This is a genomic window from Actinomadura chibensis NBRC 106107 (assembly GCF_001552135.1).
Classification (GTDB): Bacteria; Actinomycetota; Actinomycetes; order Streptosporangiales; family Streptosporangiaceae; genus Spirillospora; species Spirillospora chibensis.
The window spans coordinates 1-13,086 of sequence record NZ_BCQP01000091.1; the positions used below are offsets into that span (position 1 = coordinate 1).

The 13,086-nt window shown below is 72.3% G+C and carries 15 protein-coding genes; 8 read left to right on the plus strand and 7 right to left on the minus strand.

Going from position 1 to position 13,086, the window contains the following annotated elements:
• Positions 1–135: 135 nt before the first annotated feature.
• Positions 136–552 (plus strand): hypothetical protein, encoded by a 417-nt coding sequence (locus ACH01S_RS39905; RefSeq protein WP_148344180.1) that lies wholly within the window; start codon positions 136–138, stop codon positions 550–552.
• On the opposite strand, the gene ACH01S_RS39910 is transcribed toward ACH01S_RS39905, so the two are convergent.
• Entirely contained in the window at positions 549–1,019 is a 471-nt protein-coding gene (locus ACH01S_RS39910; RefSeq protein WP_067905189.1) for a MarR family winged helix-turn-helix transcriptional regulator, read from the minus strand. The genes ACH01S_RS39905 and ACH01S_RS39910 overlap by 4 nt on opposite strands.
• Before the next feature lie 96 nt (positions 1,020–1,115).
• On the opposite strand from ACH01S_RS39910, the gene ACH01S_RS39915 reads away from it, so the two are divergent.
• Positions 1,116–2,186 (plus strand): amidohydrolase family protein, encoded by a 1,071-nt coding sequence (locus ACH01S_RS39915; RefSeq protein ID WP_083981689.1) that lies wholly within the window; start codon positions 1,116–1,118, stop codon positions 2,184–2,186.
• A gap of 7 nt (positions 2,187–2,193) precedes the next feature.
• Here the strand turns inward: ACH01S_RS39915 and ACH01S_RS39920 are convergent, their stop codons facing one another.
• Positions 2,194–3,033: an acyltransferase gene (locus tag ACH01S_RS39920; protein WP_067905192.1), complete on the minus strand. Its 840-nt coding sequence runs from the start codon at positions 3,031–3,033 to the stop codon at positions 2,194–2,196.
• A gap of 96 nt (positions 3,034–3,129) precedes the next feature.
• Positions 3,130–3,603, minus strand: coding sequence for a hypothetical protein (locus tag ACH01S_RS39925; protein ID WP_067905195.1), 474 nt, complete (start codon positions 3,601–3,603; stop codon positions 3,130–3,132).
• A gap of 176 nt (positions 3,604–3,779) precedes the next feature.
• Here ACH01S_RS39925 and ACH01S_RS39930 point away from each other — a divergent pair, with 176 nt between their 5' ends.
• Positions 3,780–4,304, plus strand: a complete 525-nt coding sequence (locus ACH01S_RS39930; RefSeq protein ID WP_067905197.1) for a peptidylprolyl isomerase — start codon at positions 3,780–3,782, stop codon at positions 4,302–4,304.
• Between the two features lie 81 nt (positions 4,305–4,385).
• Positions 4,386–5,282 (plus strand): rhomboid family intramembrane serine protease, encoded by an 897-nt coding sequence (locus ACH01S_RS39935; RefSeq protein WP_067905200.1) that lies wholly within the window; start codon positions 4,386–4,388, stop codon positions 5,280–5,282.
• A gap of 146 nt (positions 5,283–5,428) precedes the next feature.
• Here ACH01S_RS39935 and ACH01S_RS39940 read toward each other — a convergent pair whose 3' ends face one another.
• A complete protein-coding gene (locus ACH01S_RS39940; RefSeq protein ID WP_067905203.1) occupies positions 5,429–5,686 on the minus strand; it encodes a cell division protein CrgA in 258 nt (85 codons plus the stop codon).
• 79 nt (positions 5,687–5,765) lie between these two features.
• Between ACH01S_RS39940 and ACH01S_RS39945 the strand changes: the two genes are divergently transcribed.
• The 4 genes from ACH01S_RS39945 to ACH01S_RS39960 are packed head-to-tail and all read left to right on the plus strand — an operon-like array spanning position 5,766 to position 7,954.
• Entirely contained in the window at positions 5,766–6,512 is a 747-nt protein-coding gene (locus ACH01S_RS39945) for a DUF881 domain-containing protein (RefSeq protein ID WP_067905205.1), read from the plus strand.
• 12 nt (positions 6,513–6,524) lie between these two features.
• Positions 6,525–7,154, plus strand: coding sequence for a class E sortase (locus tag ACH01S_RS39950; protein ID WP_246236512.1), 630 nt, complete (start codon positions 6,525–6,527; stop codon positions 7,152–7,154).
• Between the two features lie 9 nt (positions 7,155–7,163).
• A complete protein-coding gene (locus ACH01S_RS39955) occupies positions 7,164–7,352 on the plus strand; it encodes a hypothetical protein (RefSeq protein ID WP_067905212.1) in 189 nt (62 codons plus the stop codon).
• A gap of 2 nt (positions 7,353–7,354) precedes the next feature.
• Positions 7,355–7,954 (plus strand): anthranilate synthase component II, encoded by a 600-nt coding sequence (locus ACH01S_RS39960; RefSeq protein ID WP_067905281.1) that lies wholly within the window; start codon positions 7,355–7,357, stop codon positions 7,952–7,954.
• Positions 7,955–8,312: 358 nt separating this feature from the next.
• Here ACH01S_RS39960 and pknB read toward each other — a convergent pair whose 3' ends face one another.
• The 3 genes from pknB to ACH01S_RS39975 are packed head-to-tail and all read right to left on the minus strand — an operon-like array spanning position 8,313 to position 13,076.
• Positions 8,313–10,130, minus strand: a complete 1,818-nt coding sequence (pknB, locus tag ACH01S_RS39965) for a Stk1 family PASTA domain-containing Ser/Thr kinase (RefSeq protein WP_067905215.1) — start codon at positions 10,128–10,130, stop codon at positions 8,313–8,315.
• A gap of 22 nt (positions 10,131–10,152) precedes the next feature.
• Positions 10,153–11,580, minus strand: a complete 1,428-nt coding sequence (locus ACH01S_RS39970) for a serine/threonine-protein kinase (protein ID WP_067905218.1) — start codon at positions 11,578–11,580, stop codon at positions 10,153–10,155.
• A complete protein-coding gene (locus ACH01S_RS39975; protein ID WP_067905222.1) occupies positions 11,577–13,076 on the minus strand; it encodes a peptidoglycan D,D-transpeptidase FtsI family protein in 1,500 nt (499 codons plus the stop codon). The genes ACH01S_RS39970 and ACH01S_RS39975 overlap by 4 nt, the downstream gene beginning before the upstream one ends.
• Between the last annotated feature and the right edge of the window lie 10 nt (positions 13,077–13,086).

The window sequence follows — 13,086 nt, forward strand, 5'->3', positions numbered from 1 at the left end:
AGCCCCGCCCACCTGGGCGGGGCTGCCGTTTCTTTGCAAACCCGGGTGGTCCGGGACGGCGTCGAAGCCTGTAGCGGCCGGACGGACCGGCCGGTGGGCGCCCGCGCGCGGCGCCCGTGAGGGGGGTCGGCGTCGATGTCTCACGGATACGGGTCGGCGGTGCCGGTGGTGATCCGCGTCCAGCCGCCGTTCGCGGCGCCGCCGGACGGCCGCGGGCCCCGGCCGCTGCCGGTCCGGGCGCGCATCGGCGACACCCGGGCGGACCTGCGCGTCGGCGACAACCCGATCAGCGTGCCGCCCGGCGAGTGGCCGATCCGCGTCTGGCTCTCGTACTGGGGCGTGCGGTCGGGGCTGGCCGAGATCACGGTGGACACGCGTCCGGGACGTCCCGTCCTGCTCTACTACACGACGCCGCGCACGATCTACAGCCGGGGCGTCCTCGGCTACGAGCCGGTCGAGCGTCCCGGCGAGGAGGCTCTCGTCCTCATCTACACGCTGGTTCCGCTCGCCGGGCTGCTGGCGGCGGTCGTCGCGTTCCTGCTGCTCCGCTAGCGCCCGTCGCCCGGGGCTTCGGCGAGGCGGCGGAGCAGCGCGACGAGCTGGTCGCGTTCGGGCCCGGTGAACCCGCCGAAGAGCCGGTCGCCCACCTCGGCGGCGGCGCGGCGGGCCGCGGCGAAGGTCCGGCGGCCGTCGGCGGTCAGCGTCACCGAGTAGGCGCGGCGGTCGTGCGGGGTCCGCTCGCGCGTGACGAGGCCCGCCTCCTCCAGGTCGTCGACGGCGCGCACCATCGTGGACTTGTCGATGCCCGTGAGGTCGATGAGGCGCCGCTGGCTGGACGGCCCGTACAGCTCCAGCGCGAACAGCAGCGAGAACTCGCGGACGTCGATCCCGAGCGCCCGCAGCTCGTCGTTGACGCGCGCCCGGCTGCTGTTGTGCGCGGCGGCGAGCAGCATGCCGAGCCCCACGTGCCGGGCGTCGCCGTCCCCGGCCAGGAGGCGTTCGAGCAGATCGTCGAGCATGCCTCCATGGTAGGACCGTTTGATATACTCTCATCTGAGACTTTCTCGTGAGGTCCAAGGTGGGCGGCACCCTCGACCGAGCAAGGAGAGACGCGGATGTCCGAAATATCCCGCCGCCACGCCCTGAAGATGTCCGGGCTCGCCGCCGCGGCGGCCACCGTCCCGCTCGGCGCCGTCCCGGCCGCGGGAGCCGCCGCGAGCGACCGGCGCCCGGCGCGCGACCGGATCGACACGCACCACCACGCCGTCCCGCCGAAGATGCGGGAGTGGGCCGTCGCGCAGGGCCTGCTCCCGCCGACCGGCGGCCCGTCCTGGGCCCGGTGGACCCTGCGGAGCACGCTCCGCACCATGAACGCCAACGGGATCGCCGTGGGCGTCGCGTCGGCGCCCGTCCCGGCCGAGGTGTTCCAGGACCGCAGGACCGCCGTCTCCGGCGTCCAGGTGTGCAACGAGTCGCTCGCGGAACTCGTGCGCGAGCACCCCACCCGGTTCGGCTTCTTCGCCAACGTCGCGATGCTCCACCCCGACCTGGCCGTGGAGCAGGCCGCGCACGCGCTGGACGTCCTCGGCGCGGACGGCATCCTGCTCAACACCTCCGCCGCCGGGCACTACCTCGGGCACCGGATGTTCGCGCCCCTCTTCGCCGAGCTGGACCGGCGCCGCGCCGTCGTGTTCACCCACCCCGTCGCGCCGAAGGGCATCGTCGAGGTGCCGGAGGTCGGCGACTGGCTCGGCGACTTCCTGCTCGACACCACCCGCACCGCCCTCAGCCTCATCTCCACGGGGGCGCTCGACCGCTACCCGAACGTGTCGATCATCCTGTCCCACGGCGGCGGGTTCCTGCCCTACATGGCCGGACGCGCCGAGCGCTGGGGCCGCGAGGACGACGGCCCCGACCCGGCGAAGATCCGCCCCGCGCTGCGCCGCTTCCACTACGACACGGCGCTGCCGACGTCGCCCTACGCGACGCCGACCCTGCTCGCGGCGGTGGGCGCGGAACGCGTCCTGTTCGGCACCGACTGGCCCGCCAACTCGGCGAAGGAGGTCCGGATCAACACCGCCGACTTCGACCGCGACCCCGGGGTAGACGGACGCGCGCACCGCGCGATCGTCCGCGGCAACGCGCTGCGCCTGCTGCCCCGCCTCGCGCGGCGGCTCGCCGGATGAGCCCGGGTCAGCCCGCCTCTTCGCGGAGGACGCCGCCGTCGGGCGCCGGACGCCGCTGCTCGCGCAGCTTGTCCTGGAGGATCTGGAGGCCCTCCAGGCCGTCGACGGAGAGGGCGGCCAGCTCGTCCAGGGACATCAGCGAATCGGTGCGCAGCGGCGGCCGCCACCCGTGCTCGGCGTCGTGGCTGCGCAGCACCTTCGCCGGGACGCCGCCGATCACCGCGTGGTCGGGGAACTCGCCGCGCACCACGGCGCCGCCCGCGACCGCGACGTTCCGGCCGAGCCGGGTGCCCGGCAGGATGATCGCGCCGGTGCCGATCCAGCAGCCGTCGCCGATCACGACCGGGTTGTTCTCCGGCCACTGCCGCCCGATGGGGGTGTCGAGGTCGCCATAGGTGTGGTTCTGGTCGGTGATGTAGACGTTCGGGCCGGTGAACACGTCGTCGCCGATCTCGATCGACTGGTGGCCGACGATGTGCGTGCCGCGGCCGAGCGAGCAGCTCCCGCCGATCCGGACGATGACGTCCGGCCCGAGGTCGAGCCCCGGGACGAACCCGGCCGAGATCGTCACGTGCGTCCCGACCAGGGTGTGGTCGCCGATCGAGATCCACGGCTCGCCGTAGATCGCGCCGACCGGGAACGCGATGCACGCGCCCTCGCCGAGGTAGGCGAACCTGCGGCGGCCGGGCGTCTCCGGGGTGATCTCGCCGTGCCGCCGCACCCACTCCCAGGCGCGGTGGACGGCCCCGTGCACGCCCCGGCGGGCCCGCAGCCTGGCGCGGGCCGCGAGCGTCCGGCGCGGCGGCTGGAGCGGCCGGTCCAGCCGGTCCGGCCCGTTCGGCGACATGGCGTTCACCGTACCGGGTGGTAGCGAACCCGGACACGCCGGAGGGCCCGGCCTTCGCGAAGGCCGGGCCCTCCGGCGAGGCGTCCGTGGACGGGGTCAGTGCGGCGAGTGCACCTGGCCGTCGACGTCGGAGCCGGAGACCGTCATGGCGTCCGCCGAGGTGGCGTCGCCCGACCGGTCGCCGGAACCGCCCGCGAGGTCGCGGATGACGCCGCGCCGGGTCGCGACCGCGCCGGCCACGCCGACGGCGGCGACCGTCCCCAGCATGGCCATCATCGCGCCGCGTCCGGGACCGGACCGCTTCGGCGGCTCCACCCGGTGCGCGACGCCGCTCAGGAACGAGCTCACCCGGGGCGCGAGCCCGGTCTCGACGTACCGGGCCGCCCGGCGGAGGCGCGGCGCGCTCCACCCGCGGGCCATCATCACCCGCTCACCCGCGACGGGCCCGATCCGCTCCACCGCGGAGGACGCGCCCCGGCGGGCCCGTTCGGCGCCGAGCCTGGCCGCCTCCTGGGCGCGGCCGAGCCCGCTCCGAACCTCCTCCTGCGGCTTGCCGCGGAATCTGATCATTAGGGACACGCTAACCTCCCTGTTTGCGAGGTCCTGTCATGCAGCCTTCCCAAGGACCGGGGGGTAAACCTTGTGCGCGCGACAGAACGGCCACACAGCGTGACGGGTTCGGGCATGACCGCGACCCGCCGTGTACGGCACAGAGAGCACACCAGACTCACGAGGAGGCGGCCAGCGTGGCCAACGAGATCTTCGCGACCCTGAACACGTCCGAGGGCAAGATCGTCGCCCAGCTCTACCCGGAGCAGGCCCCGGATACGGTGGCGAACTTCGTCGAACTGGCGGAGGGCACCCGGACCTGGCACGATCCGCGGACCGGCCAGAAGTCCACCGACCCGCTCTACAACGGGACGATCTTCCACCGCGTGATCGACAAGTTCATGATCCAGGGCGGTGACCCGCTCGGCACCGGCACCGGCGGCCCCGGCTACGAGTTCAAGGACGAGTTCCACCCCGACCTGAAGTTCAACAAGCCCTACCTGCTGGCGATGGCCAACGCCGGGCCCGGGACGAACGGCTCCCAGTTCTTCATCACGCTGAGCGTCGGGCAGACCCAGCACCTCACCGGCCGCCACACCATCTTCGGCAAGGTCATCGAGGGCACCGACGTCGTCGACCGGATCGGCAAGGTCGAGACCGGACGCGGCGACCGCCCGAAGCAGGACGTGGTCCTCCAGTCGGTGACGATCGAACGGCGCTAGTCGTTGCATACGGTGTAAGCCCAGGACGGGTGATGCAAGCCCAGGACGGGTGAATCGCCGCACGGCACAACGGAGCCCCAGATGACCACAGAACACGGTCCCGCCCCCGAGACCTCGGTGCCCACCTGCTACCGGCACCCGGGGCGGGAGACGTACGTGCGCTGCACGCGGTGCGACCGCTTCATCTGCCCCGAGTGCATGCGGGACGCGGCCGTCGGCCACCAGTGCGTGGAGTGCGTCCGGGCGGGCAACCAGGGCGTCCGCCGGGCCGTCCCCCGGACGGTCCTCGGCGCGCGGGGCTCCGCGACCGCCGTGCCGGTCGTCACCTACACGCTGATCGGCGCGTGCGTGCTGGCCTACCTCGCCGAGCTGTCGTCGTGGCGGGTCGTCTGGGAGTTCATGATGCTCGGCCGCGGCGTGCTCCCGGACGGCGAGGTCGGCGGCGTCGCCGAGGGCGAGTGGTACCGGCTGCTCACGACGATGTTCCTGCACCAGCGCGGCGGCAGCTTCGGCGTCACCCACATCCTGTTCAACATGTGGGCGCTGTGGGCGATCGGGCCCGCGCTGGAGCAGGTGCTCGGACGGTGGCGCTTCCTCGCCCTGTACCTGCTGTCCGGCCTCGGCGGCTCGGTGCTGCTGTACCTGGTCGGCGCCCCGGGCGACTCGGCGGTCGGCGCGTCCGGCGCGATCTTCGGCCTGTTCGGCGCGTTCTTCGTGATCGGCCGCAGGCTCGGCGGGTCGGTCGGCCCGATCGTGGTGCTGCTGGTGATCAACCTGGTGATCACCTTCTCGGTGCCGAACATCTCCTGGCAGGGGCACGTCGGCGGGCTCGTCGTCGGCGCGGCGCTCGCCGCCGCCTACGCGTACGCGCCGGCCGCGCGGCGCACCCTCTTCCATGTGGGCGCGCCACTGGTCACGCTCGCGCTGCTCGCCGCGCTCGTGCTCGTCCGGACGGCGGAGCTCAGCCCGTCCGTCTAGCGTCACGTCCGGCGTCGTGCGGACGCCGCCGCGCGCACACCCCCTCGGGGGTCACCGCGGCGGCGTCCTCGCCTGCCCGCCGCGGCCTGTGGAAAACCTGGGGAAAACCCGCCCGGGAGCCTCCCAGCCTGTGGATAACCCGGGCGTCAGCGCCAGCGGGTCGAGAGCACCACGCCGAGGATGATGGCGGCGAAGCCGATCCCCAGGTTCCAGTTGTGCAGGTCGGACATGAAGGGCACGTCGGTGCCGGTGCTCGCCGTCACGTAGAAGACGGCGATCCAGATCAGGCCGACGAGCCACAGCCCCACCATGGTCGGCACCAGCCAGCGCGGGCTGACCTCCGGGGTCTTCGACTTCTGCGGGGGCGTGTAAACGGCCTTCTTGCGCACTTTGGACTTGGCCACGGTGGTCGGTCTCCTCGGGCGTCCGGCGGCCGGAGCGCCGGTCCGCGCATGGGTGGTTTGTCGGTTAGCGTAGTCGCCGATGTGCAGCGTACGGCGTCCAGCGTGGCGAAGCATCATCCCAGTTCTCACGCTCCTCGCGGGAACCCTGTTCGCGGCGAGCGCGAGCACGGCCCGCGGCACGAGCCTGCGCGAGCAGGGCCGCACCCGGATGACCGAGCTCATCGCCGCCGAGCAGCGCCGCAGCCGCCAGGAGCGCGCCGAGTACCGGCGGCTCCGCCACGAGGTCGACGGTATATCGCGCGCGGCCGGACGTCACGATGCCCGCGTGAAGCGGGCCCAGGCCGAGGCGGACGCGCTCGCCGCCCGCGCCGGGTTCACCCCGCTCGCCGGTCCCGGCGTCCGCGTCGCGCTGGACGACGCGCCCCAGCACGGCGACCCGCCGCGCGGGGCCCGTCCGGACGACCTCGTCGTCCACCAGGCGGACGTGCAGGCCGTCGTCAACGCGCTGTGGGCGGGCGGCGCCCGCGGCCTCCAGATCATGGACCAGCGGGTCATCTCGACGAGCGCGGTCCGGTGCGTGGGCAATACGCTGATCCTCCAGGGCGTCGTGTACTCGCCGCCGTTCCGGATCACCGCGGTCGGCGACCCGGGGCGGCTGCGCGCGGCGCTCGGCGCGTCCCGCGAGATCGCCGTCTACCGCAGGTACGTCCGCGCGTACGGGCTCGGCTACGCGGTGCGGACCGTGGAGCGCGCCACCCTGCCGCCCTACACCGGCAACGTGACGATGAAGCACGCCACGGTGCCCCCCGACCGGATCCCCCAGTAGAGAGGACGCGCGTTGCGGACGCTCATCCGTGGCATGGGCGAGCTGTGCATCACCGCCGGCCTGATCGTCATGCTCTTCGTGACGTACGAGCTGTGGGGCACCGGCCGCTACACCGAGGGCCAGCAGAACCGCCTCGGCGACGAGCTCATGAAGGACTGGCGCGCGTCCAAGGTCACCACCGAGCGGGTCGAGCTGGGCAAGGGCCTCGCCATGATCCGCATCCCCCGCTTCGGCAAGGGCTACCACTACGTCGTCATCGAGGGCGTCGAGCGGAAGGACCTGCGCAAGGGCCCCGGCCACTACCCCGGCACGGCGCTGCCCGGCCAGGTCGGCAACTTCGTCGTCTCCGGCCACCGGACGACCTACTCCGCGCCCTTCAACCGCCTCGGCGAACTGCGCCGCGGCGACAAGATCCTCATCGACACGCGGGACGAGCAGTACACCTACACCGTCACCGACCGCAGGATCGTGAAGCCGTCCGCCGTGGAGGTGACGGCGCCCGTCCCGCTGCACCCGAACCGCAGGCCCACCAAGCGCATGATCACCCTCACCACCTGCCACCCGAAGTACTCCGCCGCCGAACGGATGATCGTCTTCGGGGAGCTGGCGGCCGCGGTGCCGCGCGTCCAGAAGCCGACCTAGGAGGCCCCCGTGTATCTGTGGATCTGGCGCCGCCTGCCGGGCGCGTGGCAGACCAAGGCGGCCACGGCGCTCGGCCTGGTCGTCGCCGTCGCGGTCGTCCTCTGGTACGTCGTGTTCCCGTGGGTGGAACCCAAGGTCCAGTTCGACCACGGTGTGGTGGACGGCCCGACCCCCACCCAGTCAGCGAAACCCAGGTGACCATGCGCGTCCTGGTCGTGGACAACCACGACAGCTTCGTTTACAACATCGTCCAGTACCTGCTGGAGCTGGGCGCCGACTGCCTGGTGAAGGACCGCTCGGACGTCACGCTCGCCGACGCGGCGGACGCCGACGGCGTCCTGCTGAGCCCCGGCCCCGGCCACCCCGCCGACGCGGGCGTCTGCCTGGACCTGGTCCGCGACGCCGACCGCCGGGGCACGCCCCTCCTCGGCGTCTGCCTCGGCCACCAGGTGATCGCCCACGCCTACGGCGCCACGGTGACCCGCGCGCCGGAGATCGTCCACGGCTCCACGAGCGAGATCGTCCACACCGGCGAGGGCGTCTTCCACGGCCTGCCCGCGAGCTTCCCCGCGACCCGCTACCACTCCCTGGCGGTGGCCCCGGAGACCGTACGCGCCCCACTGGAGGTGACCGCCAGAACCCCCGGCGGCGTGATCATGGGCCTCCGGCACCGGACCCGCCCGATCGAGGGCGTCCAGTTCCACCCGGAGTCGATCCTCTCCGCCCACGGCCACCGGCTCCTACGCAACTGGCTGACGACCGCCCAGAGCAACCACCACGGCAACCCCGCGACGGCCTGAACCGTCGCGATCGCGTCCGAAGGCAGGTTCGAGCGAAGCGAGAACCTGATCGCGAAGCGAGCCGCAAGGCGAGTCGGAGCGATGCGGCGATCGCACGCCTCGCACGACGATGGAGGGCCGCCAGGCCCGAAGGAGGAGTGCGGGGCAAAGAACAAGAGGGCTTCCGCCACTCGGGGGCAATGGCGGAAGCCCTCGATATGGTCTTCGTCACGGCGCCCTGGGACGTTACGGGTTTCAACCGAAAATTTCTCAAGATCTCGGTGATTTTGGGAACTCGCAGGTCAGAGGCCCCACTTCAACGCGAAAAGGGCCCCGGATCCTCCCGCAGGGGAGGCCGGGGCCCTCGTCGGTCGCTCGGTCAGCCGTTGCCGCCCGGGAAGCCGGGGATGCCCGGGGTCTCGGGAGTGCCGGTCGGGCCGGTGGGCGGGGGCGGCGCCTGCTGGGCCACGTAGATCGTCACGGTGTCGCCGGGGGCGACCGTGGCGTCCGGGGTCGGCTCCTGGTTGAACACGAAGCCGGGCGCGACCTGCCGGTCCGGCGGCGCGACGCCCTTCTTCACCTCGCAGCGCAGGCCGAGGCGCTGGAGCTTGCCGCACGCGGCGCGCTGGCTGTTGTTGAACAGGTCCGGCACCTTGAGGTTGGCCGGGCCGTTCGACACGACGACGGTGACGCTGGCGCCCTTGTCGGCCTTCGTCCCGCCGGCCGGGTCGGTGTTGATCACGTTGAGCCGGGGGACGCTGTCGCTCGACTCGACCCGCTTCTCGACCTCGAACCCGCGCTCCTCCAGCATGGCCTTGGCCACGGTGTAGGGCTTGCCGGTCACGTCCGGCACCTCGACCTGCGTCGGCGGCCTCTTGCCCTTGGAGACGAGCAGCGTGACCGTCGCGCCCTTCGCCGCGTTCGTGCCGGGACGCGGGTCGGAGCTGATCACATAGCCCCGGCGCACGTCGTCGCTGTAGTCGGTCTTCGGCTCGCCGACCTTGAAGCCGAGCTTGGTGAGCTGCCCGGACGCGTCGCTCTGCGACACGTTGACGATGCTCTGCGGGATGGCGACCTCGTCGCTGCCGCCCCCGCCGCTGCTGCTCATCTTCCAGCCGATCAGGGCCGCGCCGCCGATGAACAGGATGGCGAGGCCCACCCACAGCGCGGCCTTCTTCCCGGCGCCGGCGCGGCGCTCGGGCTCGTCGTCGTAGCGGACGGGCGGCAGCCCGTACCCGTCGTCCGGCCGGTGCACCTGGGTGCGGGCCGGTCCGCCGCCGGGGTAGGCGCCCATCACCTGCGTGCCCTGCGGCTGCGCCCCCATCATCATGGTGGACGCGGCCGTCGACGCCACCGGCTGCCCCTGCAGCACGCGCTGGATCTCCTGCCGGAACTCCGTCGCGTTCTGGTAGCGGTTGTCGGCCTCCTTCGCCATCGCCTTCAGGACGATCGCGTCCGCCCACTGCGGGATCTGCGGATCGACCTGCGACGGCGGGACGGGCTCCTCCCGGACGTGCTGGTAGGCGATCGCGACCGGGGAGTCGCCGGTGAACGGCGGCTTGCCGGTGAGCAGCTCGTACAGCACGCAGCCGGTGGAGTAGATGTCGCTGCGGGCGTCGACCCGCTCGCCGCGCGCCTGCTCCGGCGACAGGTACTGCGCGGTGCCGATGACCTGCGCGGTCTGCGTCATGGTGGCGGCGGAGTCGGCCATGGCGCGGGCGATGCCGAAGTCCATGACCTTGACCTCGTGCTGCCGGGTCAGCATCACGTTGGCGGGCTTGATGTCGCGGTGGACGATGCCGCCGCGGTGGCTGTAGTCGAGGGCGCGCAGGATCCCGTCGGTGATCTCAAGGGCCTTCTCGGGCAGCAGCGCGCGGTTCTCCCGCAGCAGGTCGCGCAGCGTGCTCCCGTCCACGTACTCCATGACGATGTACGGGATGGGGGTGTCGCCGATCATGTCCTCGCCGGTGTCGTACACGGCGATGACCGAGGGGTGGTTCAGCGACGCGGCCGACTGGGCCTCGCGCCGGAACCGGGCCTGGAACGTCGGGTCGCGGGCCAGGTCGGAGCGGAGCGTCTTGATCGCGACGACGCGGTCCAACCGCAGGTCCCGGGCACGGTAGACCTCGGCCATGCCGCCTCGCCCGATCACCGTATCGAGCTCGTAGCGGCTGCCGAGCAGCCGAGGTTGACTCATATGTGCACTTTCCCTCGTACGTCTACACCTTGTCCTCCGAACCTAGCTTCCCGTCCTGCGTCGCAGAGGGATCCGGGCTCGGAGTTGACGGAGTCGTGGAGGTCTCCGTCGGTGCGGGTGTTGGCTCTGGGGCAGGTGGCTCTGGGGCGGTGGGGGTCGCCCGGGGCGGATTCGTTGATGGCTCTCGGGTGGGGGACGTCCTCCATGCCCCCCGCGTTGACGGACGGATCCTATGCGTCCGATGCCGTGGCATCACAGTCGGCCAGGGTGTGCGGGCCCGGTGCCGTGGGAGCCCGTCCGGACGGACGGCCGGGTCGCCGACGTGCTGGTCCCCGACCGGCCTCGTGGCGGGCGGACCGGACGGCGGGTCGCGCTCGTCGGCGCCGAGGCCCGCGAAGGCGAACCCGCGCCACAGCGTCCCGATGACGAGGGCGCAGGCCACCAGCAGGACGGCCGCGACCGACGTGTAGGCGAGCGCGCTGCGTCGTTGCCCGCGCGCCGGCCCCTTGGTGAGGCTATCCGCCGCACCGGAGTCGTCAAATCCCGGCGATGTGGACGATCCGGTAACGATGCCGTCACCTGAGCGGCGCCGCCGTCCCTCGGTCCCGGCGTCCACCCGGGCCTGGCGGCCGGTGCTCAGCGCCGCGCGGATCCCGAGCGCCCGCCGGACCACCTCGCCCGCGTCCGCCGGACGTCCCGCCGGATGCTTCGCCAGCATCTGCATGACCAGCTCGCGGGCGGCGCGCGGCACGCGGTTCGGCAGCGCGGCGGGCGCGTCCCGGACGTGCTTGAGCGCCACCTCCACCGGCGTGGACCCGTCGAACGGCGGCGCGCCCGTCAGGCACTCGTACGCCACCACGCCCAGCGAGTAGAGGTCCGCCGCCGGGGACAGGTCGTGCCCCTGCGCCTGCTCCGGCGAGATGTAGTGGGCCGTCCCCATGACCATGCCCGTCGCCGTCTGCGACGCCCCCGCCAGCCGCCGCGCGATCCCGAAGTCGGTGATCTTCAGGGCGCCGTCCGGGGAGACCATCAGGTTCGCGGGCTTCACGTCCCGGTGCACGACGCCCGCCTCGTGCGCCACCGTCAGCGCCCGCCCGGCCTGCACCATCAGGTCGAGGACGGCCTCCACCGGCAGCCCGCCGCCGCGCGCGAGAATCTCGTCCAGCGGCTCGCCGGGGACCAGCTCCATCACGATGAACGTGCGGCCGTCCTGCTCGCCGAAGTCGTACGCCCGCGCGATCCCAGGGTGCCGCAACTCGGCCGCGAACCGCGCCTCCGCCGCGAACCGCCCCTGCGCCGACTGGTCGCCGCCGAGCTCGCGCCGCAGCAGCTTCACCGCGACCTCGTACCCGGCCGCGTCGTCGGACGCGCGCCAGACCTCGCCCATCCCGCCGATCGCCAGCCGCTCCAGCAGCCGGTACCGGTCGTTCAGGACGAGGCCCGTGCTCACTTCTTCAAGACCTTAGCCATGATGTCCGCCGCGATCGGCCCGGCGTTGGTCGCACCGTCGTTCGGGCCCTCGGTGACGACGGCGAACGCGTACCGCGGGTTCTCCACCGGGCTGAACCCGACGAACCAGCGGGAGTTCGGGATGCCGGACGCCGGGTCCTGCTCGGCGGTACCGGTCTTGCCCGCGATCTGGCGGCCCTGGAGGTTCTTCGCGGTGCCCACGGAGACCACCGCGCGCATCATCTCCTGCATCTGCCGCGCGTGGTCGCCGCTCATCGCCTGCGCGAACTCCTTCGGCGACGCGGTGTACAGCTCGCTCTGGTCCTTCGCGCGGACCGTCTGGACGACGTACGGGCTCATGATCTTGCCGTCGTTGGCGACGGCGCAGGCGACCAGCGCCATCTGCAGCGGCGTGGCGCGGACGTTCTCCTGCCCGATGCCGGACCGGGCCGTCCCGTCCTTGCCGGTCTCGATCTTGTTGCCCTTCGCGTCCGTCACCGACACCGGGACGGCGCTCGCGGCGGCGTACATGTCCGGCTCCATCTTGATCCGCTCGCCGAACCCGAACTTCGCCGCCCCGTCGTGCAACTGCTGGATGCCGAGGTCGAGGGCCATCTTCGCGAACGAGGTGTTGCACGACTCGGCGAACGCGCCCTTGAGCGGCGCCGAGCCCGCGCAGCTCCCGCTGTCGTGCGAGTTCGGCAGCGGCCGTCCCGACTCCGGCAGGATCAGCTGCCCCGTGTTCACCTGGCTGGAGATGTTCAGCCCGAGCCGCTCCATCGCCACCGCCGAGGTGACCGTCTTGAACGACGAGCCGGGCGGGAACGTCTGGCTGAGCGCGTTGTCGACCAGCGGCCTGATCACGCCGCTGCCCTTGTCGAGCTGCTCCAGCCGCTTCGCGCCCTTCTCCCCGGTCTGCGGCGCGACCTCGTTCGGGTCGAACGACGGCCACGACGCCGCCACCTTGATCGCCCCGGTCTTGATGTCGATCACCACGGCGCCGCCGCGCCTGCCCGGCTGGGTCTTCTCCTTCAGCCGCTGGTAGGCCACGCGCTGCGCGTCCGGGTCGATCGTCAGCTCCAGGTTCGCGCCCTCGGCCTTCTTGCCGATGAACGTGTCGAACCAGCGCTGCTGGGTGATCCGCTTGTCCTTGCCGCCGAGCAGCGAGTTGTAGGCCCGCTCGACCTGCGTCGCGTTCCCGTTGAAGTACCCGGTGATCGGCGCGAAGATCGGGCCGTCGCCGGGCCGCGTCCCGTACGTCCGGCCGTACTTCGGGTTCGGCTTGCCGGTCTCCTTCGACTCGACCAGCACCTCGCCGCCCGCGGAGATCTGGCCGCGCGGCGAGTTGAAGACGTCCGCGTACTGCCGGGCGTTGCGCGCGTCGGTGCGCAGGTCTTCGGCCTGGCTTCCCTGGACGTAGTTGACCTGCGCCATCAGCCCGAAGAACAGCAGCATCGCGAAGATCGCCACCCGCCGGACCGGCTTGTCCATGTTCATGACGGGCAGC